This window comes from Streptomyces sp. NPDC015131, from assembly GCF_043079975.1.
GTDB lineage: Bacteria > Actinomycetota > Actinomycetes > Streptomycetales > Streptomycetaceae > Streptomyces.
The window spans coordinates 315,155-338,105 of sequence record NZ_JBIBVB010000001.1 but is presented as its reverse complement, the minus strand read 5'-3'; the positions used below and the strand labels follow the sequence as shown (position 1 = coordinate 338,105).

The 22,951-nt window shown below is 75.2% G+C and carries 22 protein-coding genes; 14 read left to right on the top strand and 8 right to left on the bottom strand.

Going from position 1 to position 22,951, the window contains the following annotated elements; genetic code table 11:
* Positions 1 to 327 precede the first annotated feature (327 nt).
* The 7 genes from ACF08D_RS01285 (at position 328) to ACF08D_RS01255 (ending at position 6,664) form a co-directional block, all read left to right on the top strand.
* Complete coding sequence (locus ACF08D_RS01285; RefSeq protein WP_392220365.1) at positions 328 to 1,191, top strand: carbohydrate ABC transporter permease; 864 nt, start codon at positions 328 to 330, stop codon at positions 1,189 to 1,191.
* Complete coding sequence (locus tag ACF08D_RS01280) at positions 1,191 to 1,994, top strand: carbohydrate ABC transporter permease (RefSeq protein WP_392220363.1); 804 nt, start codon at positions 1,191 to 1,193, stop codon at positions 1,992 to 1,994. Before ACF08D_RS01285 ends, ACF08D_RS01280 begins: the two co-directional genes overlap by 1 nt.
* Positions 1,991 to 2,698, top strand: a complete 708-nt coding sequence (locus ACF08D_RS01275; RefSeq protein WP_392220361.1) for an amidohydrolase family protein — start codon at positions 1,991 to 1,993, stop codon at positions 2,696 to 2,698. Before ACF08D_RS01280 ends, ACF08D_RS01275 begins: the two co-directional genes overlap by 4 nt.
* The gene (locus tag ACF08D_RS01270) at positions 2,695 to 3,474 is read left to right on the top strand and encodes an amidohydrolase family protein (RefSeq protein WP_392220359.1); all 780 of its coding nucleotides are present in this window, start codon (positions 2,695 to 2,697) and stop codon (positions 3,472 to 3,474) included. The genes ACF08D_RS01275 and ACF08D_RS01270 overlap by 4 nt, the downstream gene beginning before the upstream one ends.
* Positions 3,471 to 4,607: a DegT/DnrJ/EryC1/StrS family aminotransferase gene (locus tag ACF08D_RS01265; protein ID WP_392220357.1), complete on the top strand. Its 1,137-nt coding sequence runs from the start codon at positions 3,471 to 3,473 to the stop codon at positions 4,605 to 4,607. The genes ACF08D_RS01270 and ACF08D_RS01265 overlap by 4 nt, the downstream gene beginning before the upstream one ends.
* 72 nt (positions 4,608 to 4,679) lie before the next feature.
* A complete protein-coding gene (locus ACF08D_RS01260) occupies positions 4,680 to 5,306 on the top strand; it encodes an ArsR/SmtB family transcription factor (protein WP_392220355.1) in 627 nt (208 codons plus the stop codon).
* Positions 5,303 to 6,664 (top strand): MFS transporter, encoded by a 1,362-nt coding sequence (locus tag ACF08D_RS01255; protein ID WP_392220354.1) that lies wholly within the window; start codon positions 5,303 to 5,305, stop codon positions 6,662 to 6,664. Before ACF08D_RS01260 ends, ACF08D_RS01255 begins: the two co-directional genes overlap by 4 nt.
* A 105-nt stretch (positions 6,665 to 6,769) precedes the next feature.
* Here the strand turns inward: ACF08D_RS01255 and ACF08D_RS01250 are convergent, their stop codons facing one another.
* Positions 6,770 to 7,738 (bottom strand): LLM class flavin-dependent oxidoreductase, encoded by a 969-nt coding sequence (locus ACF08D_RS01250; protein ID WP_392220352.1) that lies wholly within the window; start codon positions 7,736 to 7,738, stop codon positions 6,770 to 6,772.
* A 106-nt stretch (positions 7,739 to 7,844) separates the two neighbouring features.
* On the opposite strand from ACF08D_RS01250, the gene ACF08D_RS01245 reads away from it, so the two are divergent.
* Positions 7,845 to 8,951, top strand: coding sequence for a dihydrodipicolinate synthase family protein (locus tag ACF08D_RS01245; protein WP_392220351.1), 1,107 nt, complete (start codon positions 7,845 to 7,847; stop codon positions 8,949 to 8,951).
* A gap of 28 nt (positions 8,952 to 8,979) precedes the next feature.
* Here ACF08D_RS01245 and ACF08D_RS01240 read toward each other — a convergent pair whose 3' ends face one another.
* The 4 genes from ACF08D_RS01240 to ACF08D_RS01225 form a co-directional block, all read right to left on the bottom strand.
* Positions 8,980 to 11,064, bottom strand: coding sequence for a hypothetical protein (locus tag ACF08D_RS01240; RefSeq protein WP_392220349.1), 2,085 nt, complete (start codon positions 11,062 to 11,064; stop codon positions 8,980 to 8,982).
* Between the two features lie 77 nt (positions 11,065 to 11,141).
* The gene (locus ACF08D_RS01235) at positions 11,142 to 11,900 is read right to left on the bottom strand and encodes an amidohydrolase family protein (protein ID WP_392220347.1); all 759 of its coding nucleotides are present in this window, start codon (positions 11,898 to 11,900) and stop codon (positions 11,142 to 11,144) included.
* Positions 11,900 to 12,658, bottom strand: a complete 759-nt coding sequence (locus ACF08D_RS01230) for a hypothetical protein (protein WP_392220346.1) — start codon at positions 12,656 to 12,658, stop codon at positions 11,900 to 11,902. The genes ACF08D_RS01235 and ACF08D_RS01230 overlap by 1 nt, the downstream gene beginning before the upstream one ends.
* Entirely contained in the window at positions 12,655 to 13,779 is a 1,125-nt protein-coding gene (locus tag ACF08D_RS01225) for a DegT/DnrJ/EryC1/StrS family aminotransferase (protein WP_392220344.1), read from the bottom strand. Before ACF08D_RS01225 ends, ACF08D_RS01230 begins: the two co-directional genes overlap by 4 nt.
* A 175-nt stretch (positions 13,780 to 13,954) precedes the next feature.
* On the opposite strand from ACF08D_RS01225, the gene ACF08D_RS01220 reads away from it, so the two are divergent.
* The 3 genes from ACF08D_RS01220 to ACF08D_RS01210 all read left to right on the top strand — a co-directional run bounded on the left by ACF08D_RS01220 (position 13,955) and on the right by ACF08D_RS01210 (position 17,765).
* Positions 13,955 to 15,205 (top strand): hypothetical protein, encoded by a 1,251-nt coding sequence (locus ACF08D_RS01220; protein ID WP_392220343.1) that lies wholly within the window; start codon positions 13,955 to 13,957, stop codon positions 15,203 to 15,205.
* A 47-nt stretch (positions 15,206 to 15,252) separates the two neighbouring features.
* Positions 15,253 to 16,353: a mandelate racemase/muconate lactonizing enzyme family protein gene (locus tag ACF08D_RS01215; protein WP_392220341.1), complete on the top strand. Its 1,101-nt coding sequence runs from the start codon at positions 15,253 to 15,255 to the stop codon at positions 16,351 to 16,353.
* A 110-nt stretch (positions 16,354 to 16,463) separates the two neighbouring features.
* On the top strand, positions 16,464 to 17,765 hold the full coding sequence (locus tag ACF08D_RS01210) for a heparan-alpha-glucosaminide N-acetyltransferase domain-containing protein (RefSeq protein ID WP_392220340.1): 1,302 nt from the start codon (positions 16,464 to 16,466) through the stop codon (positions 17,763 to 17,765).
* Here the strand turns inward: ACF08D_RS01210 and ACF08D_RS01205 are convergent.
* The 3 genes from ACF08D_RS01205 to ACF08D_RS01195 form a co-directional block, all read right to left on the bottom strand.
* Complete coding sequence (locus tag ACF08D_RS01205) at positions 17,748 to 18,539, bottom strand: lysophospholipid acyltransferase family protein (protein WP_392220338.1); 792 nt, start codon at positions 18,537 to 18,539, stop codon at positions 17,748 to 17,750. The two genes, ACF08D_RS01210 and ACF08D_RS01205, sit on opposite strands and share 18 nt — an antisense overlap.
* Positions 18,536 to 19,291, bottom strand: a complete 756-nt coding sequence (locus ACF08D_RS01200) for a GNAT family N-acetyltransferase (protein WP_392220337.1) — start codon at positions 19,289 to 19,291, stop codon at positions 18,536 to 18,538. Before ACF08D_RS01200 ends, ACF08D_RS01205 begins: the two co-directional genes overlap by 4 nt.
* Before the next feature lie 647 nt (positions 19,292 to 19,938).
* The gene (locus tag ACF08D_RS01195) at positions 19,939 to 20,295 is read right to left on the bottom strand and encodes a hypothetical protein (protein ID WP_392220336.1); all 357 of its coding nucleotides are present in this window, start codon (positions 20,293 to 20,295) and stop codon (positions 19,939 to 19,941) included.
* 297 nt (positions 20,296 to 20,592) lie between these two features.
* On the opposite strand from ACF08D_RS01195, the gene ACF08D_RS01190 reads away from it, so the two are divergent.
* The 3 genes from ACF08D_RS01190 (at position 20,593) to ACF08D_RS01180 (ending at position 22,936) form a co-directional block, all read left to right on the top strand.
* Complete coding sequence (locus ACF08D_RS01190; protein ID WP_392220334.1) at positions 20,593 to 21,309, top strand: DUF2470 domain-containing protein; 717 nt, start codon at positions 20,593 to 20,595, stop codon at positions 21,307 to 21,309.
* A gap of 27 nt (positions 21,310 to 21,336) precedes the next feature.
* A complete protein-coding gene (locus tag ACF08D_RS01185) occupies positions 21,337 to 22,053 on the top strand; it encodes a siderophore-interacting protein (protein ID WP_392220333.1) in 717 nt (238 codons plus the stop codon).
* A 226-nt stretch (positions 22,054 to 22,279) separates the two neighbouring features.
* On the top strand, positions 22,280 to 22,936 hold the full coding sequence (locus tag ACF08D_RS01180; RefSeq protein WP_392220331.1) for an isochorismatase family protein: 657 nt from the start codon (positions 22,280 to 22,282) through the stop codon (positions 22,934 to 22,936).
* The last annotated feature ends 15 nt before the right edge of the window (positions 22,937 to 22,951 follow it).

The window sequence follows — 22,951 nt, the reverse complement described above, 5'->3', positions numbered from 1 at the left end:
GGCCCCGGCCCCGGCCCTGGCGGTCCCGCTCCCGGCGGCCCCGCTCCCGGCCCCGTTTCCGGTCCCGCCGGCCGGGGGGCGGGCCTCGGCCCCGGCACCACGATCGGCACGCCCACCAGGGGCACGCCGATGCCCGGTACGGCCTCCGGTACGCCGGCTTCCGGTGCGCCGGCGTCCGGCGGGTGGCCGGAGCCCGCCGGGGCGGAGGCCCTGCCCCGTACCGCCGGGGCCCTGTCCACAGCCGTGGCCGCACCGCCCCCGGCCGCGCCGCACCCACCCCCGGGCGCCGGGAAGCTCCCGGCGGGCGGGGGCCGGAGGCGGAATCCGGTGCGGTGGCGGGAGGCCCTGGTCGGGCTGGCGTTCGTGGCGCCGATGCTGGCGCTGTTCCTGGTCTTCCGGTTCGGGCCGACCCTCGGTGCCGCGTTCCTGTCCCTCACCGACTACCGGCTCAGCGGCGAGTGGACCTTCATCGGGGCGGGCAACTACACCCGGCTCCTCCAGGACGACCTGTTCTGGGAGAGCCTCGGCGTCACCGCCGTCTACACCGCGCTGTACGTCCCGATGACCGTGCTGCTCGCGCTCGGCACGGCCGTGCTGCTGCACCGCACCCTGTGGCTGCGCGGCTTCTTCCGGGGCCTGTTCTTCCTGCCGTACGTCACCAGCATCGTGCTGGCGGCAGTCATCTGGAAGTGGATCTACGAGGTGGAGGACGGGCTGCTCAACGCCGCCCTCGGCGTCCTGGGCGCCGGTCCGGTCGACTTCCTCGGGGACGAGTCGCTGGTGCTGCCCTCGATCGCGGCGGCCTCGGCCTGGAAGGGCTTCGGCTACTCGATGCTGATCCTGCTCGCGGGGCTCCAGTCCATCCCGCGCGAGGTCGCCGAGGCGGCCACCATCGACGGGGCGAGCGCCTGGCAGCGGTTCCGCTGGGTGACGCTGCCGCTGCTGCGGCCCGTCCTGTTCTTCGTCCTCGTCATCGAGGCGATCCAGGCGTTCCAGGTCTTCGACGCGATGTACGTGATGACCGCGGGCGGCCCGGTGCGCGCCAGCTACTCCCTCGTGTACTTCCTCTACGACTCGGGCTTCAAGTTCTTCGACTTCGGCTACGCCAGCGCGATCGGCCTGGTCCTGTTCCTGGTGGTCCTGGTCTTCTCGCTGATCCAGCGCCGGCTCATCGGAAGGGAGGAGGACTGATGGCGCGGCTGAGGCTGCCGGTCCTGCTGGTCCTGGTCGCGTTCGTGACCGTCACCCCCTTCGTCGTGATGGTGCTGGTGGCGTTCGCGCCGCCCGGCGGCAAGACCCTGCCGGGCGCCTTCGACGTCACCCGGGCCACCCTGCACAACTTCACCGAGGTCCTGGGCAGCGCCGACATCACCCGCTGGGCGCTCAACTCGCTGGTCTACTCGCTGGTGTCGGTGGTGCTCATCCTGCTGTTCGCGTCGATGGCCGGGTACGCCTTCGCAAAGAAGCGCTTCCCGGGCCGGGAGGTGCTGTTCTGGGCGTTCCTGGCGACGCTGATGGTGCCGTTCCAGGCGACCCTCATCCCGTACTACATCCTGGTCTCCGAGATGGGCGGGGTGGACACCTACTGGGGTCTGATCGTCCCGACGCTGGCGAACTCGCAGGCGGTCTTCCTGATGCGGCAGTTCATCGTGCAGCTCCCGGACGAGCTGTTCGAGGCCGCGAAGATCGACGGGGCGTCGGAGTGGCGGGTGTTCACCACCGTGGTCCTCCCGCTGATCCGGCCGGTGCTGGCGACGCTCGGGGTGTTCGTCTTCCTCTGGCACTGGAACGACTTCCTGTGGCCGCTGGTCATCGGCCAGTCCGAGGCGATGCGGACGCTGACGGTCGGGCTGGCCACGCTGGAGGGGGAGAACGTGACCATCAACCAGATCATGGCCGGTGCCACCATCACCGTGATCCCCTGCCTGCTCGTCTTCGGCCTGCTCCAGCGGTATCTGACCGACTCCATCGCCACCAGCGGCATGAAGTCATGACCACCGTCGTCGACATCAACCGCACGCTCGGCCCGCTCCCCCACGACGACGTCCCCAGCCGGGACGAGGACGGTCTGCTCGCCGAGCTGGACCGGCTGCGCATCGACACGGCGTGCGTCGTCCACTCCCACGCCGTCCACCAGGACCCGCGCGACGGCAATGAGGCCCTGGACCGGGTCGGCAGCCCCCGGCTGCGGCCCGTGCCGGTCCTGGTGCCCGGGCCGCTGGGCACCGGGCCCTGGTCGGGCGGCGCCCCGCTGGTGCGGCTGTGCCCCCGGCGGCACGGCTGGTCGCTCACCGGGCCGCACGCCCGCCGGCTGCTGGCCGCGCTGGCGGCGGGCGGCACCACCGTGCTGCTGGCCCGCGACGAGACCACGGCCGCCGAGGTGTCCGCGCTGGCCGCCCTGTCCCCGGCGCCCCGGGTGGTCCTCACCGGCACGGGTTACCGGGCGCTGCGGGAGCTGGCCGAGCTGCTGGAGATCTGTCCACGGCTGTCCGTGGACACCTCCACGCTCTGCGGCCACCGCCAGGTGGAGTGGATCGCCGGGCGGTACGGGGCGCACCGGGTGCTGTTCGGGACGGGCGCGCCGGACACGGACGACGCCGGGCCCCGCCATCTGCTGGACCTCCTGGACCTGCCGGCGGCGGACGCGGCGCTGATCGCGGGCGGCAACGCCCTGCGGCTGATGGGCGCGGGGCGGTGAGCGCGCCCGGGCGCCGCCCGGCGATGGACGTCGTCGACGCGCACGCGCACATCGGGCGGTGGGGGGCCTTCGCGATCCCGGACGGTTCGGCGGAAAGCCTGGTGGCCATGATGGACCGGTGCGGTGTCGCCACGGCCTGTGTGTCGCACCTGCTCGCGGTGGGGCCCGACGCGCGCGCCGGAAACGCCGCGCTGCTCGGGGCCCTGGAGGCGCACCCGGGGCGGCTGCTGGGCTGGGCCGTGTTCCAGCCGCACGATCCGCAGGGCCCCGAGCGGCTGCGGGACCTGCTGGAGGTGCCCGGGGTCATCGGGGTCAAGCTCCACCCCGAGGTGCACGAGACGGCGCTGGACGACCCCGCGTACACGCCCGCCTTCGAGGCGGCGGCCGAGCGGCGGCGGCCGGTGCTCGCGCACAGCGAGCACGGCAGCGCCTGGGCCGACCCCCGGCACTTCGCGGCCGTGTCGCCCCGCCATCCGGGCGTCCCCCTGCTGATGGGGCACGCGGGGCTGTTCCCGCAGGGCCTCGGCGCCGCGCTGGACGCGGCGGGGCGCTGCCCGGACCTGGTGCTGGAGACCTGCGGGTCGCGGATGACGGCCCGTCACCTGACGCGGATGGTGGCCGGGGCGGGGGCGGACCGGGTGGCGTTCGGTTCCGACGCCGTCTTCCTGGACCTGCGGACCGGTCTGGGCCGGGTGCTCCTCGCCGACCTGTCCGAGGAGGACCGCGAGCAGGTCCTGCACGGCACCATGGACCGACTGCTCAAGGGCATCGGGTGACCGGTCCGCCCCGGTGGCCCTCCTGGCCGCCGCCCCCGACGGACGAGCAGCGCGCCGCCCTGCTGGGCGTGCTGGACAGCGGCCGGTGGGGTGCGACGAGCGGCACGGTGACGGAGGAGTTCGCGGCGGCGTTCGCCCGGCGGTGCGGCGCCGCCCACGGGGTGTGCACGGTCAACGGCACGGTGGCGCTGTTCCTGGCGCTGCGGGCGCTGGGCGTGGGGCCCGGGGACGAGGTGGTCGTCCCCGCGTACACCTTCGTGGCGACCGCCACGGCGGTGGTGCTGGCGGGGGCGGTCCCGGTGGCCGCCGATGTGACGGCGGCGACCCTGCACCTGGACCCGGCGGCCGTCCGGGCGGTCACCGGTCCGCGCACCAGGGCGGTGGTGGCGGTGCATCTGGCGGGTGCGCCCGCCGACACCGACGCCCTGCGGGCCACCGGGCTGCCGGTGGTGGAGGACGCGGCACAGGCGCACGGCGCGGCCCGGCACGGCCGGCCGGCGGGCTCGCTCGGGCGGGTGGCGTGCTTCAGCTTCCAGTCCGGCAAGGCGATGACGGCCGGCGAGGGCGGCATCGTGGTGACCGGCGACCGCGCCCTGTACGAGCGGGTGTGGTCGCTGCACAACGTGGGGCGCAGCCGGGGCGGCGGCTGGTACGACCATCCGGAGGCGGGCTGGAATATGCGGATGACGGAGTTCCAGGCGGCGCTGCTCCAGCCGCAGTTGGGCCTTCTCGACGGGTGGATCGACCGCCGGGCGCGGGGGGCGGCGGTGCTCGCCGAGGCCCTCGCCGGTGTCCCGGGCCTGGACCCCGTCGGTGTCCCGCCCGGTACCACGCGCCACACCTGGCACCTGGCGATGCTGCGGTACGACGCGGAGGAGTTCGGGGGCCGGTCGAAGGAGGAGTTCCTTGCCGCGATGGCCGCCGAGGGGGTGCCGCTGGACGCCGGTTACGGCTCGCTGAGCCGGCTGCCGTACGTCGCGTCCCCGGCGCCCTGCCCGGTCGCGGAGGCGGCCGAGCGGAGCGTGGTGTGGGTGCGGCAGCCGATGCTGATGGCGGAGGAGGCCGCGGTGGCGTACATCGGCCATGCGGCCCGGGCGGTCCGGCGCGCCCTCCGCCGGCGTACGCCCTCCTGAGAGCCCCCACCCCCAAACTCTTTTTGCAAAAATCTCTTGGCGAAAGGGGCCCGCGGCCCTAACCTCACCGCCATGAGCGAAGAAGCCGTTCCCGACGCCACCGGCAGCCGTGTCCTCGACCCCCAGGAGGACGCCGCGGCGCTCAAGGCGCTCACCCACCCGCTGCGCATCCGGCTGCTGGGGCTGCTCCGGCAGGACGGACCGGCCACCGCCAGCGAACTGGCCGCCCGTACCGGCGAGTCGTCCGCCTCCACCAGCTACCACCTGCGGGTGCTGGCGAAGTACGCCTTCATCGCCGAGGCCGAGCACCGCGACGGCCGCGAGCGGCGCTGGCGAGCCGTACACGCCGTCACGACCTGGAACAACGCCGCCATGTCCGGCTCCGACGCGTCCGGGCGGGCCTTTCTCGCCACCGTCCACCGCGCCCAGGCCGACCACTTCGCGCGGTCCCTCGCCGAGCACCAGGGCCACCTGGACGCCGGGCGGGTGGCGCCGGAGTGGCTGGAGCCGTCCGGCGTGATGGACCTCATGGTCCGGCTCACCCCCGAGTCCCTGGCCGAGCTGTCCGCGGCGGTCGAGCGCGCCGTCGGCGAACTGGCCGCCCGCGACGACGGCGACCCCCGCGCCCGGCAGGTCGCGCTCTTCTTCGCCGGCCTCCCGGTCCTGCCCGGCCGCGCCGAGGGGGCCGACACGCCGTGAGGCAGCCCCTCGACCCCGCCTCCGCCCGCCGCCGCTTCACCACCGTCACCTTCCTCCTCTGGCTGCCCGTGGGCCTCTACCTCCCCGCACAGGTGCTGCTCCTGACGGAGCGCGGGATGAGCCTGCCGGTCATCGCCGGTCTGTACGCGGTGTACTCGGTGACCGTGTGCGTCCTGGAGCTGCCGACCGGCGGGCTGTCCGACGTCGTCGGCCGCCGCCCCGTGCTGGCCACCGGGGGCCTGCTCACCTGCTGTGCGCTCGTCCTGCTGGTGCTCGGCACCTCCCTCGGGCCGCTGAGCGCCGCGATGGTCCTGCTGGGCGCGGGCCGCGCCCTGTCCAGCGGGCCCGCCGAGGCGTGGTACGTCGACACCGTGCGGGCCCACCCGGACGGCGGCGGCGACGTGCGGACCGGGCTGGCCCGCGCCGGTACCGCCTGTGCCGTCGCGCTCGCCGCCGGGACCCTCGCGGGCGGCGCACTGCCCCTGCTCCTCGGGCTCGGGTCCGACGCCGGCGCCCGCCTGGCCCGCGCCACCGGCGGGCTCGTCCTGCCGCTGTCGGTGCCCGGCCTCGTCGGCGCCCTGGTCTGCGCCGGGTACGTCGTCTCCGTCCTGGCCGCCCTGCCGGAACCGCCCCGCCCGCCCGTCGGTCCGCGCGCCGTGCTGCGGAGTGTGCCCGCGACGGTCGCCGACGGGCTGCGGCTGGGCGCCCGGGAGCCGGTGGTGCGCCGGGTGCTGCTGACGGCGACCGCCGCCGGGACCGCGCTCGCCACCATCGAACTGCTCGCCCCCGGACGGGCGGCCCGCTTCACCGGGGCACCGGAGTCGGGCGCCGTGCTGTTCGCCGCCCTCGCCTGCGTGGGGTTCCTGGCCACGGCGGCCGGCAGCCACGGCGCGCCGCTCGTCGCCCGGCTGGCCGGCGGCAGCGGGCGCGCCGCGCTGGCGGGGCTGGCGGTGAGCGGGGCCGGCCTGCTGCTGCTCGGGGTGACGGCCGCCTGGAGCGGGGCCGCGCCCGCCGCGCTCGCCGGGTGCGGGTACGCACTGGTCTACGCGGGCCTGGGCGCCGCCGGGCCCAACGAGAACGACCTGCTCCACCGCGCGACGGACAGCGCGGTGCGCGCCACGGCCCTGTCGCTCCAGTCGCTGGCCCTCCAGCTGGCCGGGGCGCTGGCCGGTCTGGTGGCCGGGGCGCTGCCGCCGGGCCCGCTGCCGTGGCTGGCCGGAGCGGCGGCCCTGCTGGCGGGCGCGGCGCTGTGGTCCGGCCGGCCGGACTCCCCCGGACCGAGGCAACCGGCCCCCGCATGCGGGAAGCCGGCCCCCGCCGAGAAGAACCCGGCCCCCGCAGCCGGGGAAACCGCCTGAGCCGACACGCGCGACACACGCAACACACGCAACACACGCGGCACAGACGACACGCGCGGCACAGGCGACACCAACACCACGCGCCGCCCACCTGCCGCCGGCGCCTCAGCCGGTCAGCGCGCCGAACGCCTCGATCGCCCGCAGCGCGTCCGCCTGCGGCATCCCGGGCGGCTGGATGCGCAGCACGATGCCGTCGGCGCCCATCTCCTGGTAGTGGCCGATCCGTTCGGCGCACTCGGCCGTCGACCCGATGACCGACCGGGACACGATGTCGTCCCACGGCTGGGCGTAGCGGGCGGCGTCGGCGGAGGTGCGCTTCCAGTCGCCGTACGCGTCGTACAGCTCCCGCAGCGGGCCCTCCAGGGCGGCGCGGGCGCCGGCGGTGGTGGGGGCGGCGTACCCCTCGCGGCAGACGATGACCTCGGCGCCCAGGGAGCGCGGGCCGCGCGGGTAGGAGCGGTAGTCGGCGATCTTCTTGGGCAGTTCCTCGTCGGTCTCGTTGAACGACGTCGTCCAGCCGTCGCACGCCCAGGCGGTGCGCTCCAGGGCGGCCGGGACCCGGCCGCCGTTCCAGATGAGGGGCCGGGGGCGCTGGACGGGGCGGGGCGACAAGAACGCGTCCTCGACGGTGTAGCGGCGGCCGTGGTGGGTGACCGTCTCCTCGGTCCACAGCCGGGTGACCAGCTCCAGGCACTCCTCGAACCGCGAGACGCGCTCCTGGGGCCGGGTGCCGTAGAGCGCGAACTCCTCGGGGCGGTAGCCCAGGACGAATCCGGCGGTGAGACGGCCCCCGGAGAGGACGTCGACATGGGCGAGGGTCTCGGCGAGTGCCACCGGGTGGTGCACGGGGGCGATGAGCCCGGCGGTGGCGAGGCCGATCCGGTCGGTGTGGGCGGCCAGATAGGCCAGGGAGGTGATGGCCTCGTGGTAACCGGGGCGGTGCAGGTGCCGTTCGCCGAGGACGGCCCAGGCGAAACCGGCCTGTTCGGCGAGGCGCACCTGCTCGACGGCGTCGGCGAGCCGGGGCCGGTCGGAGCGGTCCGCGTAGAGGTTGACGTACAGGCCCAGTCGCATCGTGGCGCCGTCCCTTTCCCCGGTTGCCCTCGGTGGCCGTTCCTTTACGGTCCGGACCGTAAAGGCTAGCGTGTCGGCGACGACCGCGACAGACGGGAGCACGCCCATGCAGGCCACGGAAGACCTCGTACGGCGGTTGCGCGGCACCGTCCTCCCCGCCGTGGCGACCCCGATGGACGCGGCCGGGACGGTCGACCTCGGCGCGCTGGGCCGGTACGCGGAGCGGATCGCCGCCGAGCGGATCGGCGGGGTGGCGGTGTGGGCGCACACGGGGCGGGGGCTGTATCTGTCGGAGGCGGACCGGCGCCGGGTGCTGACGGTGTGGCGGGAGGCGGTCGCCGGCCCGGTGGTGGCGGGTGCGGGGGTGCCGCGCTCGGCCGGGGCCGTGGACCGGGACGGGGCGGTGGACGCGACCGTGGCGATGGCGGTGGCCGCCGCCGAGGGCGGCGCGGACGCGGTGATGGTCTACCCGCTGGCGCGGCTGGCGGGGGACGACGACGCGGCCGTGGAGCTGCACGAACGGGTGGCGGCGGAGAGCGGCCTGCCGGTGGTGGGCTTCTTCCTGCACGGGGAGGCGGGGGGTTACCCGTATCCGCCGGAGCTGGTGGAGCGGCTGCTGGCGTCGCCGTCGGCGGTGGGGATGAAGCTGGCGACGCTGGACCGGGCGATGGCCTGTCAGGACGCCATCCGGGCGGTGGAGCGCGGGGGGCGGCTGGTCATCACGGGCGAGGACCGGATGTTCGGGCCGTCGCTGATGTGGGGGGCGGACACGGCGCTGGTGGGGATCGCCGCCGCGCGGGTGCCGCTGACGGTGGCGGTGCTGGAGGCGTGGCGGACGGGTGACCACGGGCGGTTCGTCCGGGCGTCGGGGCGGCTGGACCGGTTCGCGGAGGCCACGTTCCGGGCGCCCATCGAGGGTTACGTGCAGCGGATGCTGTGGGCGGCGGTGTGGGAGGGCCTGATTCCGGAGGAGGCCGCGCACGACCCGTACGGACCCGCTCTGCCCGCCTCCGAACGGGCCGCCGTGGTGGCCTGCCTGGAGGCGCTGGCGAAGGACGGCTCCGACGGCGCCGGCGCCGCCCGGCGGGGGCTGCTCCCGGCGGAGGGCCCCGCACCGGACGCTCCCGCACATGACGCACACGACGCACAGGGCAGGAACGAAACGACCGACAGGAACGGCGAGACCGACGGAGCCGCGCCCGCCCTCTGGTGAGGAGTCGTCAGGCAAGCGCGGCGACGCGTCAGTTGGCGAGCAGCCCCTTCAGGACGGCCTCGTACTGGGCGGTGATCCGCGAGGGGGTGCCGGAGGGGCACAGCGGGTCGAGCCGCAGCCGGGCGAGGGCGCGCGTGGACACGCCCCAGGCGTGCCAGGTGGCCCGCTCCCAGGCCAGCTGCGGCGGGTTGTACCAGCCGTCGCCCAGGCCGCCGAGGACCAGCTGCGCCTCGCCGGTCCCGTCGTCGAGCGGGCCGAGCCGGTAGACGGAGCCACCGAACACCGAGGCGTACACCTGGCCGAAGTGCACACTGATCTCGCCGTAGCTGGGGAGCTTGCCGGTACGCAGGACGGTACGGGTCTCGATGTCCATGGCGAACCAGGAGCCCGCCTGCCGCTTGTAGACGCCGTAGAGGATGCCGTCGTGCACCTCGATGTGCTGGATGCTGGCGTTGCCCTCGACCGGGGTGACCTCCCACAGCACGGTGCGGCGGCGCACGTCGTAGGCGACGACGGTGGCGTTGGGGCGGGTGGGGGTGACGCTGCCGCCGCCCCAGGTGTCCCCGGCGAGGTACGCGGTGCGGCGGCCGATCCGGTCGTCGAGGGCGACCGACATCACGCTCTGGTCGGTGATGACGTCCTTGTGGACGGTGAGCCTGCCGCGGGAGCGCTCCACCAGGGTCAGCGCGCCCTTGAGCCCGCCGGCCGGCGGGGCGCTGGCGACCAGCAGCAGGTCCTGTTCGGGGACGTACGCCATGTCGGTGGGGCGCTGCTGGTCGTGGTCGATGAAGCCCATGGAGCGGACCTTGCCCCGGCGGGGGTCGATCTCCAGGAACTCGGTGCTCGGGTACATCGCCGCGTACACCTTGCCGCCGATGGACCGGAGCGTCTTGGGCTCGCCGGGGATCCGGATGCGCTGCGAGGTGCCGGCGGAGGGGCGGTGGGTGGTCAGCGAGTAGTGGCCGCCGACGTGGACGATGCCGCCCGGCTCGTACGCGATGGACTGCACGGGGTCGGGCCCGGACAGGCCGATGTCGATCAGCTCGACCAGTTCCGGTTTCCCGGTGGCGAGGTCCAGCCACCAGAGCCGGCCGCTGCCGACCGCGCCGAGCATCTTCCCGTCCGGCAGCGGGACGAGGGCGCGGTGCTCGTCGCCGGTGGCCGGGGCGGCGACCTTGACGAGGGTGTCGCCGTCGCGGCGGTAGACGGTGCCGGAGGGGCGGCCGACGCAGTAGAGGGTGCCGTCGGCGGTGACCGTCATGGCGTCGGCGATGCGCTCGGGTGCGGGGATGGGGATGGCGTGCACGTCGCCGCCGTCGGGGGCGAGGTCGAGGATGGTCTTGCCGAAGGAGCCGTAGACGCGGCCGCCCCGGGCGAGGAGCGCGGAGGCGCCGCCGTACGGCTCGGGGGTGAGGGTGCGCCGGACGCCGGTGGTCCGGTCGTACGCGACGATGAAGCCGCGCGGGAGGGTGCCGGCGTAGACGTACCGGTCGTCGGCGGCGATGGCGCGGACGTACTGCTCGCCCGCCATGGCGGCGCCCAGGTTGCGCAGGGCCCCGGTGGCCGGCTTGTACTCCCAGACCTCGCCGCGCGGGCTGGTCCCCGCGTAGACCGTGCCGTCGGGGGCGGTGGTGAGGCACCAGACGAAGCCGCCGGCGGGGCCGATGGTGCCGATGCGGGTGACGCTCCCGGTGGCCGGGTCGATGCGGTGGATGTCGGCGAACGGGTAGGTGCCGATGTAGACCTGGCCGCCGGAGACGGTGGCGGCCCAGCCGCCGTCGCCCCGGTCCAGCCGGAAGGTTCTGACGAGTCTTCTCGTCGTCAGGTCGATCTCGCCGACGAGGGTGGGATTCTGGCCCCGGGCGACGACGTAGGCGTGGTCGCCGAGGACCGTCGTGCCGACGATGGCCGCCGTCAGGGACGCCACGCCGTGGGTGACGATCGGGCTGCCGGTGCAGCGGCCGGCGGCCGGGGCGGGCGCGGTGTCCGAGGGCGCCGCGCCGGGCGCCGGCGGTGCCGTGGCGGCGTGTGCCGCGCCGGGGGTGATGGTCGCTCCCGCCACTGCCGCCAGGGTGGCCCCGGCTCCGGCGTTGAGCAGTCGCCTGCGTTCCATGCGTCCCTCTCCTCTTCCGGTGGGTCCTGTCTCCGGTGGGTGGTGTCCGGTGGTCCTGTCCGGTGGTTCGGATCGCCTCAGGCGACCGGTGGCAGCGCCGTGCCGACCTTCAGGCCGAACAGCTCCGCCGCGTTGCGCCACAGCACTCGTTCCAGCTCTTCCTCCGTGAAGTGCGCGTCCCGGACGACGCCGAGGGACACACAGGGGTCGATCAGGGTGGCGTCGGTGCCGAACAGCATCCGCTCGACCGGGACTCCGGCCTCGCGGGCGTACGCGACGCGTCCCGCGTCGGTGGCCGTACGGCAGTGCTCCAGGTAGAGCCGGTCGCAGGCGGCGGCGGCGTGGGCCGCCTCGCGCCAGGCGTCGCCGCCGGCGTGGCCCATGATGACGCGCAGCCCGGGCCGTGCCTCGACCAGTTCGGGCAGGAGGGTGACCTCCCGTCCCCAGGTGTGCAGCAGCAGGGGTACGCCGGCCTCGGCGACCACGTCGAAGGCCGCCGCCATCTCGCGGGTGCCGGGCATCCGGCCCGGGTAGTGGGTGTGGATCTTCGCGCCGACGAAGCGGCCGGTGTCCAGGCAGCGGGCGAGGTCGGCGGCGCTGTCCTCGATGCGGTTGGGGTTGACGACGGCGTAACCGTACAGCCGGGGGCGGGTGGCGAGGGCCTCGCGGAGCCCGGCGTTCCCGGCGACCGCGTCGTGGACGACGGCCTCGGAGGCGGAGACGATCTGGAGGTCGATGCCGTAGCGGTCCATCTGGGCGAGGTTGGTGTCCGCGTCCCCGGTGGTCAGGTGGAACTGCCAGCGGCCCACGTGCGCGTGCACATCGATGATCGGCATCAGGCGAGCAGCTCCTCGACGTTCTTGGTGGCGATGGCGGCGCGGTCGTCGGGCGAGATGTCGGCGTAGCGCAGCTTCAGCGTCTGCGGCGAGATGTCCATGAAGGGGGTGCGGGAGCCGAAGACCAGGTGGCGCGGGCCGACGGCGTCGATGACCCGTTCGATGGAGTCGGGTCCGGACAGCATCCGGGTGGTGGCCTTGAAGCCGGGTTCGCGGCGGGCCATCAGCAGGAAGTCGGCCAACAGGTAGGCGTGCAGGTCGAGGAAGATCACGTCGGCGCCCCGGTCGGTGAGCGGCGGGCCGAAGCGGCGCGGGTCGCCGTCGTGGAGGAGGACCATGCCGCGGTCGATCGCCAGCTCCACCACGTGCCGGTACCCGGGGAAGCCCGGTTCGGCGGCCTGGTCGAGGGTGAACAGCCGCAGGAAGCGGACCCCGGCGGCGGCCAGTTCGTCCAGCCGGTCCTCGGCGGTCAGGGCGTCGCGTACGTCGACGGTGCCCACGGGCAGCAGTTCGGGGCAGTCCTCCAGGTCGCGGAGGGTCTCGGCGTTCCCGGCCGCGTCGTCGAAGAGCGGCCCCCGGGTGGACAGGGCCAGCGCCCCGGCGACGGGCGAGCGCCGCAGGTGGGCACGGACCTCGGCCAGGCCGGTGTCGCGGTGGTGGCGGGGCCAGGGCCCGTACAGGACGTCGACGTCCCAGCCGACGTGCTCCTCGGGCGCCGGCCGGAGCCACTCGTACGTGCGGTGCGGTGACTCGCTCATGATGTGGCGACCTTCCCCAGGGCCTGCGCGATCCGGTCCACGTCGTCCTCGCGGTATCCCTCGTTCCACGGCAGAACCAGCAACGTACGGTCGATGAGGCGCTCGGCGCGAGGACACAGGCCCGGCGGGTACCCGGACAGTGCCGGATTGGCGTACAGCGGGCGCTCCAGGTAGCCGGGCAGGGCGGGCACGCCCAGGCCGTCCAGCGCCTCGGCCCACCGGGTGTTGTCGTCCACCAGGAGCGGCACGACCCACCAGGCGTGGCCGGGGTACCGTCCGGCGACGCTCACTCCGGGCAGGCCGGCCACCGCCTCCGCGAGCCGCTCCGCACCGGCGCGGCGGCGGGCGACGACGTCCGCGACCCGGGTGAGCTGGGCGCGGGCGACGGCGGCGACCAGCTCCGTCATGCGGTAGTTGAGGCCCATGGTGCGGTGGATGCGGCCCTCGGCGCGGTCCCAGCCCTTGTCCATGAACAGCCGCATCCGGGTGGCGAGGTCCGGGTCGTCGGTGAGGGCGAGGCCGCCGTCGCCCGCGGTGATGTGCTTGTACTGCTGGAGGCTGAAGCAGGCGATGTCGCCGGCGGTGCCGAGGAGCCGGCCGCCGCCGTCCTCGCCGAGCCACGCCTGGGCGCAGTCCTCGATGAGCGTCAGCCCGTGCCGGTCGCAGATCTCCCGCAGCCGTACGGTGTCGGCGGCGGCGCCGAACAGGTGGACGGCGATCACCGCTCTGGTGCGCGGGGTGACGGCCGCCTCGACGGCGTCGGGGTCGAGGTTGCCGTCCTCCTCGCGCACGTCGGCGAAGACGACCCGCCCGCCCTGGGCGAGGACCGGGGCGACCGTGCCGAAGTCGGAGATCGGCGTGGTGACGACCTCGTCGCCGGGGCCGACCCCGGCGGCGGCGACGGCCAGGTGCAGGGCGGCGGTGCCGGAGCTGCACGAGACGGCCTCGGCGCGCCCGTACAGCCGGGCCATCTCGTCCTCCAGCGCCCGGGCCTCCGTCCCGAACGCCCCGCACAGCACGCCCGAGTCGAGGACCCGCAGCACCGCGGCGCGCTCCTCCTCGCCGAACGTCCTTCCCCGGGGATCCAGAACTGTGGGCAGCGGCATTTCCCGTTGCGGCATCGGGGGATTATCCTCTCGGCAGCACGCGATTATGGCCTGGGCCGAAAGTAGAACCCCTGTCGACGGCCGTCAATCAGGCGTCACCGGGCAAGTTCCCCCCGCACGTCCCGCTCGTCCCCGCACGTCCCCGCACGTCCTTCCAGCAAGTTCCGCCCCGCAGAACGGAGACCGGGCCATGCCGCTCACGGTCGGCGTGATAGGTCCCGAGGACCTCGTCCAGAAGGTGGTCGCGGTCGGCGACCGCGCCGGATCGGCGCGGCTGCTGCCGCTGCCGTACCGTCACGAGGACCAGGCGGCGCGGGTGGTGACCGGCGCCGGGTCCCGGGCGGACGCCCTGCTGTTCACCGGCGTCGTGCCGTACACCGGGGCGGAGGCGGCCGGGGTGCTGGACCGGCCCGCGATGTACGTCCCCTACAACGGCGCCACGCTGCTGCGGGCCCTGGTCGAGCTGCTGCGGCTCGGGCACGACGTCTCGCGCGTGTCGATCGACACGCTGCGCCGCGACGAGGTGCTGGAGACCATGGCGGAGGCCAAGCTCCCCACGGACCGGGTGCGGGTGCTGCCGTACCGGCCGGGGCTGACCTCCGAGGACGTCGTCGACTTCCACCTGGACGCCCGGGACGCGCACAAGACCCGGGTGGCCGTCACCTGCCTCGGTTCGGCCTTCCACGTCCTGGAGCAGCACACCCACGCGGTGCGCCTCGCGCCCTCGCGCCACTCGATACTGGCGACCCTTCAGGCGCTGGTCCTCGACACGGCCGGGCGGCACAGCGGTGACGCGCAGGTGGTGCTGGGGATCGTCGACCTGCCGGGCGCGGCGGCGGACGAGCGGCTCGCCGAGGACATACGGGTGCTCGGCGGCAGTCTGGCCGGGCTGCCCGACGGGCGCCGGCTGGTGGTGACGACGCGCGGGGCGCTGGAGACGGCGACGGAGGGCTTCACCCGCATCCCGTTCCTGGAGGGTCTCGCCGCCCGGCACGGCTCGGCGCACCTGGGCTTCGGCCTGGGGCGTACGGCCGCCGAGGCGGAGGCGCTGGCCCGGCGGGCCGTCAACCGGGCCCGCGCGACCGGCCCGGCGGCCGGGGCGGTGTCGATGGCGGACGACGTGGACATCGTGATCGCCCCCGACTCCGTCCCCGCGGGCGGTGCCGGGGCCGAGTCCCCGGCGGCCCCGGAGAGCCCCGCGCTGCTGGCCCGCCGGGCCGGCCTGCACCCCGGGACCCTCGACCGGCTGCGGGAGCTGGCCGCCGCCGACGGGGGCGCGGGCGTCACCGCGCACCGTGTCGCCGAGCACCTGTCCGTACAGCAGCGCACGGCCCGCCGCATCCTCAAGCGCCTGGAGCGGGCGGGTGTCGCCGTACCGACCGGCAGCCGCCAGGAGGGGCAGACCGGACGTCCCCCCATCGTCTACCGGGTCCTTCTCTGACCGGTTCCGCGGATTGCGGCCCGGGCCGAAACCAAGGAGCTTTCTGCGTGAGAATCGCCTCGTTCCACACCCGTGTCGTCCGTGCCCGCTACCGCCGTCCGTTCGTCATCAGCAGCGGCACCAGTCCCGAACTGGTCAGCGTGGTGGTGGAGGTGAGGACCACCGACGGGGCGTCCGGCTTCGGCGAGGCGTCGCCGATGACCGCGTACACCGGGGAGACCCTGGCCGGGCTGTGCGCCGCCCTGACCGAGCACGTCGCACCCGCGCTCGTCGGGCGCGACCCGCGCGACCTGGCCGGCGCCCACGCCGCGATGGACGCCGCCATCCGGGGCCAGCACCTGGCGAAGGCGGCCCTGGACCTGGCGCTGCACGACCTGGCGGCGCGCGCCGCCGGGTGGCCGGCGCACCTGATGCTCGGCGGCGGGCCGGTGGCGGCGGCGGTGCCGACCACCTGGGTGGTGGGGCTGGGCACCCCCGACGAGATGGTGGACGAGGCGGCCCGGTACGCGGCGGCCGGGTTCGGGCACATCAAGCTGAAGGGCGGGGAGGATCCGGCGCTCGACGTGGAGCTGGTGGCCGCCGTGCGCAAGGCGGTGCCGGACCTGGTGGAGCTGTCGCTGGACGCCAACGAGGGGTACGCGCCCGGGGAGGCGGCCCGCACGGTGGACCGTCTCGCGGACGCCGGGCTGGACCTGGTCGAGCAGCCGCTGCCGCGCTGGGACCTGGAGGGCCTGGCGGTGCTGCGGGCGCGGGGCGCGGTGCGGGTGATGGCGGACGAGTCGGTGCAGTCGGCGCACGACGCGCTGGAGGTGGTGCGCCGGGGCGCCGCCGATGTGCTGAACATCAAGATCCTGAAGGTGGGCGGGCTGTACCGGGCACGCCAGATCGCCGCGCTGGCGGAGACGGCGGGGCTCGCGGTGAAGATCGGCACGATGCCGGAGCTGGGGGTGGCGACGCTGGCCGCCGCGCACCTGTCGGCCGCGCTGCCGCACGCCACTGTCCCGCCGGACCTGGTGGGGCCGCTGCTGGTGGAGGAGGAGCCGCTGGCGCCCGCGCCGTTCGCGGCCACACCGGGCACGGGCCAGGTGGAGCTGCCGGTCGCGCCGGGACTGGGGCACGCGCTGGAGGGCGGCGCGGCGGCGGACTGACGCCGGGTCCGGTCGCGGAGTCCGTGGGTGGCCCCGCCGGGGGGCGGCCCGGCCCATGCGTATACAAAGGGAGGGACAAGGGGACGAAGACCACGGGGGCGGATCGGTACGTGACGGACATATCCACGGCGAAGGCGGCACGGCCCGAGGCACCCTCCGGCCCGCCCCGGCCGGGCGGACGGCTGATCAGCGTGGACGTGGCGCGGGCCGTCGCCGTGTTCGCGATGTTCGCCGCGCACATCGGCCCGCCCGCGAAGCCGGAGGGGGCGGGCCATCTGCTGGTGGCGTTCGACGGGCGGGCGCCGGCGATCTTCACGCTGATCGCGGGGCTGTCGCTGACGCTCTCGCGGGGCGGCACCCGGCCGCGTCCCGCCCCGGCCGGTGCGCTGCGCGGCACGCTCGTCCGGTGCGCGGTGCTCGCGCTGCTCGGGCTGGCGCTGACCGAACTGCGGTCGGGGATCGCGGTGATCCTCACGTTCTTCGCGCTGTACTTCCTGGCGGCCGAGCCGCTGGCCCGCCTCGGGACACGCGCGCTGACCGCGGTCGCCGCGGCGTCGGTGGTCCTCGGGCCGCTCCTGTCGTACGTGCTGGGGCCGGTGTTCGGCTACCGGGTGGCCGGCCGGGGCCGCTACCCCGGCTTCGAGGCCGTCACCAGTTGGCCCGGGTTCACCGGCGCGCTGGACACCCTGCTGCTGTCGGGCGCCTACCCGTGGCTCACCTACTTCCCGTACGTCGTCGTCGGCATGGCCCTGGGCCGGCTGCTGGACCTGCGGCGGCGGGGCGCCGGGCGGTGGCTGCTCGGCACCGGCGCCCTGCTGCTGCTCGCCGGGCACGGCCTGTCGGCCCTGGCCCTGGGGCCGGGCGGCGGACGGGCGACGCTGCTGAGGGCGATCGCGGGCAGCCACCCGTACGCGCTCGGCGCCCCCGACCCCGTACAGGCCGTGCTCAACCGGCAGGCGGGGGCGATCCCCAGCACCTCGTGGGCGTGGCTGCTGGTCGACGGGCCGTACAGCCAGACGCCGCTGGAGACGGTCGCCAACACGGGGGCGGGCCTGCTGCTGCTGGGGCTGGCCGTGGTGGTCTGCCGGAGCGTCACCGCCGGGCGGCTGCTGCGCCCGCTGGCCGTCGTCGGCACGATGGGCCTGTCGGTGTACGCCGTGCACGTCGTCGCCCGCGCGGAGCTCCAGCCCCAGCACGGCTGGCCGGCGCTGGGCGCCTTCTGCGGGGTGTCGCTGGTGGCGTGCGCACTGTGGGCGTACGTCTTCCGCGGTACGCCGCTGAGGCGCGGGCCGCTGGAGTGGGCGCTGCACGCGCTGATGCCGGGCCGCCGCTCCGAACGGCCGGGGCAACGGGACATGACGGTGCGTCAGGCCGGTGTGCCGGGTCGGGGCGTCTCACGCGTGGACGGGTGACTCCGCCCGGCGCACCGACCGCTGGGCCTCGGCGGCCAGGGTGCGGCGGTCCGTGCCGGTCAGCGGCGGGTGCGCGGTGATCCTGGCGTACAGGCCCTCGGCCCGGGCGACCCGGTGCAGGGAGGTGCCGAAGCCCTCGTCGCCGAGGAAGGCCGCGACCGTGCTGGGGGCGCCGCGCTGGAGGTAGTCGAGGGTGACGGGGCGGACCGGTGCGCCCGCGTCGACCGCCGCCTGGAAGGTGGCCCGGCGGAAGGTGCCGCCCGGGACGGTGCACCAGGTGGTGGCCTGGGGGAACACCACCACGGACCGGCCCGAACGCAGCACGGCCGCCAACTCCCGTACGACCAGCGGCAGATGACGTATCCCGTCCCGGTCGATGAAGCGGGTGCCGATCCGGCGCGCCAGTGCGCCGACGACCGGCCAGGCCGCGACCTCGCGCTTGGCGAGCAGGACCATGGGCTCGGCCGCGAGGAGGACGACCACGTCCAGCCAGGAGATGTGGTTGGCGACGACCAGGGTGCCGGTGGGGCCGGGCAGCGCGAGCGGCCCGCCCCGCCCCGGCGGGTCGGTGCGGACGTCGAGTGCGCGGAGCACGGCCCGCGCCTCGCCGCGCAGCACGGCGGGTTCGGTGAGCCGCTCCCCCAGCGCCGCGCTCCGGGCGACGGTACGGGCCAGGGCCGCGCAGCGGCGGGCCGCCTCGGTGGCGGGGACGCGGGGCGCCGTGGCGGTGACACAGGCCGGGGTGCAGCCGGGGGCCACCGCCCAGGGGCTCACCGGGTCTCCCCGAGGAAGTACCGGCGGTAGCGGTCGTTGAGCCGGTCCATGTCGAGCAGGACGAAGAAGTCGGCGACGTCGAACAGCGGGTCGTGCGCGGGGGCGCCGCACATCCACGCGCCGAGGCGCAGGTAGCCGCGGAGCAGCGGGGGCAGCAGGGCGGGGTCGGGCGTGCCGTCGCCGAGGACGTGGGGCGTCCACGGTGTGCGGGGGTGGACCCGGTACCCGGGGGGCGCCGCGTGCCTGGTGGTGCCGAGGAGCCAGGTGTGGGACGCGGCGCGGCCGCCGTCGCCCAGGGGTACGGAGGCGCAGCCGGCGAGGTAGCGGTTGCCGGACAGCAGGACGTACCGCGCCAGGCCGGCCCACATCAGGTTGATGACGGCGCCGGTGCGGTGGTCGGGGTGCACGCAGGACCGGCCGGCCTCGATCATCGAGGACCGCGCGGAGGCGAGTCCGCGCAGGTCGAACTCGGTGTCCGAGTACGACACCCCGGTGCGCCCGGGCGGCAGGAGGCGGTAGGTGCCGACGATGTCGCCGGTGGTGGTGTCGGTGACGATCAGGTGGTCGGCCAGGTCGTCGAAGGAGTCGACGTCGTGCCCGGCGAGGGGCGTGTCGAGACGGGCGCCCATCTCCTCGGCGAACACCCGGTACCGCAGGCGCTGCGCGGCCCGGATCTGCTCCTGGGTGTCCGCGACGGAGGTCACATAGGTGGGGGTGGCGGTGGTGGCCGTCGCCTGGGGTGTCGAGAGCATGGGGTGCCGTTCTCCGTTCGGGTGGGGAGGGCCGTCGCGGTGCGGCCCGCGCGTGGGGGTACGCGGGGCGGGCTCACGGGGTGCGCTCGGGTGCGGTCCGCGCGCGGGAGTTGGGGTCGGGTACTGCTCGTGCCACATGCGGGGGGGGTCCGGCAGGGCAGGGGGCTCGTGAAGGCGCTGGTGGTTGGAGTATCGAGGCGGCCGGTGAATGCCCGGAGACCCGCGGAAGAAGAGCGGACCTCGGCCGGGTGGTCGGCCGGAACGTGGATCACCCCGACGGCGGCAGCGGCGGCCCGGGGGCGGGGCGGTGCGAGCACGGCGAGGCCGGCGGCACCGTCCGGATCGTCCGCGTACCCGGTGACCTGGAGTGGACCGACCTCGGGGAGGGCGATGTCCTCCCTGGCCGGAGTGTGGACCACGGACAGCAGCGCGGCGCGGGCGTTGCCGTCGAGGTAGAGACGGGCGGCGCGGGCCGACAGGGGGACGTCCAGCGGGGCGCGGCGGGCGGCGTCCGCTCGCGCGCGGTCTCACGCGGCGAGCAGTCGTCCGGTCCTGTCCGACGGCGTCGATCCGTCAGTCTCGGCCGGGTGACGCCGGGATGGCGGATGGTTTACGGGACCACACCCGGGCGGCACTCCGCAGTCGGCCTACCTGCGGGGGTTCGCGACGGTCATGCCTCGCCAGCCCGGGCCGAGCCCTCGGCGCCCGGACGTGCCCGAGGGCGCGGGACGCACAGCGGCCGGTGCGGGCGGCAGTTGTTCCGGGCCGTCGAGGTGGTCCCGCAGGCGGCTGAGCGTGCCCCGGACGGCGAACAAGTGGAGGGTCGCGTGGGCGTCCATGTGCGGCGCCTCGGCCAGGGCCTCGGTCAGCGTCTCCAGGGCGGTGATGACGTCCTCGACGGCCGCGTCGGTCCACCTGCCTCCTTGTACGTCGGCAAGCAAGCAGGCAGTCTCGGCGACGGCGTCGGCCAACTCCTCCACGCCCGCGGCGGTGCGCTGTTCCATGACGTGATCCACGATGTCACGCCTCCGGACGGTCCGTACCACCGGATCCACGGGCGGCACCAGCCGTGCGGTGGCGGCGCGCACGAGGTGCCACCCGCGGCGCGCGTTCTGCGGCTCAGGGGGGCATCCCGGCCCACGTGATGTGAGTCACGCTCGGGTGCCGCTGCCCCGGTATCCATTTCCTCGAAGGTAAGGTTAGCCTTACCTCAACCCGCAGGGGTGTCGTTGTCGCCGGAGGGATCTCGCGCCGCCACCATGCGCGGTCCGCCGATCCGACCCGTACCGCTGGGAGTCCCGTTGAGCACCGACGACACCATCGCTCACGTCCTGCCCGAGCCGTCCGCCGCGGAGCGGGTGCGGACCGTGGTGGAGCGGGCGGCCTCGCTGTCCCTGACCACCGGGGCGCGGGAATACGACCTGCTCGACATGCACGAGATGGGCACCGGCGGGCGGATCGGGCTGCGGGCGGCCGAGGACAGCCCGCTGGCGCTGGAGGTCGCCGGGGCGCCGCACGGGAGTGTGGCGGCGCTGCTGGAGTTCACCGACATCGCGCCGACCCCGGTGCGGTCGCGGGTGCGGGCGCGGGTGGCCCTGTCCGGGTGGCTCGCGCCCGGCAGGGGCGGCGGGCTGGTGTTCACGCCCGCCCGTGTGACGCTGTCCACCGCGGGCGGCACCGTGGAGGTCGCCCCGGACGAGGTCACCCTCGCCGAGCCCGACCCGCTCGCCGGGGAGGAGGCCGCCATGCTGACCCATCTCGCCGACGCGCACGGCGAGCTGGTGGACGAGCTGCTCGCGCTCGCCGGGCCGCGCCTGCCCGAGGGCATGGTGCGCGCCGTCCCGTACGCCCTGGACCGGCACGCCCTCACCCTGCGCTGCGAGTACGCCACCGGCCACTGCGACCTGCGCCTGCTCTTCCCGGCGCCCGCGCGCGACGCCGCCGAGGCCGGGGAGCGGGTCCGGCAGCTGCTGACGACCCACCGCGAGTGCGGCCACCGGCACCACAGCCACCACTGACCCGCTCCGACGACTTCAGGGGGATCCATGGGACACGGCTGGCAGGGTGCCGTTCTCAAGCTCATGCGCGGCAAGGACTTCACGCTCACCGTGCGGTCCAACGAGCGGCTGTCGGACCGGTTGCACCGGCTGACGTTCAGCGACGGGGGCCTGCTCCGCGCGACCGGCGTCCACCCCACCATGTGGGTGCGGCTCTGGTTCGACAACGCCGGCCGGCCGCACCAGCGCGGCTACACGCTCGTCGAACCGGACGCCTCCGCCGGGACGTTCACCATGGACTTCGTCCTGCACGAGGGGTGCGCCAGCGACTGGGCGCGCGCCGCCCGGCCCGGTGACACCATCGAGGCGACGGTCCAGGGCTCGGACTTCACGCTGCCCGACCCGCCGCCCGCGCGGCTCCTGGTGGTGGGCGATCCGGCCTCGCGCCCCGCCGTCGACTCGCTGCTGGACGCGCTGCCGGACACCCCGGCGACCGTGTGGTTCGAGACGTCCCACCCCGCGGACAAGGCCCACTTCCCGCGCGGCGGCCCGCACCGGACGGTGGTACCGGTGCCGCGCCAGGACGGCGGGGCGCTGCTTGCGGAAACGGTTCGGCAGGCGCTTCCCGAGCTGCTGGACGACGGCGCCTACCTGTGGATCGCCTGCGACACGGCGACCACCCGCTCCCTCGCCTCCTTCGCCCGCCGCCAACTGGGCCTGCCCAAGGAGCGGTTGCACGCCCTGGGGTACTGGCGCGCGGCCTGAGCCGTACAGGAGGCCCGGCGGCGGGCATCGGGCCGCGGCGCGGACAGGAGGCCCGGCGTGCACCGGGTACACCGGGGGCCCAGCGTGCGCGGACCAGCGGCCCGGCGGCGGGCACCCGGGCGGCGCGCACCCTGCGCCGGGCACCCGGGCCCCGTAAGTTAGGTTAGGCTAAGTTAAGTCTCAACGGGCGCGTGATCCGGGCCCGGTCATCAGGGAGGGGTCAGCCATGAGCTTGCCGGTCATCGAGCCGTACCCGATGCCCGCCCCCGCCGCCCTGCCCCCCTCGTGCGCCTCGTGGACCGTCGACCCGGGGCGCGCCGCCCTGCTCGTGCACGACATGCAGAACCACTTCGTGCGCGCCTTCCCGGCCGGCCGGTCGCCCGTCGTGGAACTGGTCGAGAACATCGCGACCTTGCGCGAACTGGCCGGAAGGCTCGGCATCCCGGTGGTCTTCAGCGCCGAGCCCGCGGCCCAGCCGCCCGCCCGGCGCGGCCTGGTCGCCGACGTCTGGGGGCCCGGCATCGGCGACGAGCCGCGCGACGCGGCCATCGTCGACGACCTCGCCCCCCGCCCCGGCGAGCACCTGCTGCCCAACTCCCGTCCCAACGCCTTCCTCCGCAGCCACCTCGGCCGGCTGCTGCGCTCCCAGGGCCGCGACCAGCTGATCGTCTGCGGGGTGTACGCCCACCTCGGCGTCCTGCTGACCGCCGCGGACGCCTTCATGAACGACATCCAGCCCTTCGTCGTCGCCGACGCCGTCGCCGACTTCTCCGCCGAGGAGCACGCCATGGCCCTGCGCTGGGCCGCGCGCAGCGGTGTGGTCTGCACGACCGACACCCTGCTGCGCACCCTGCTGCTCGGCCGGGTCGTCCGCGACGCCTGATCCCCACACCCCAGG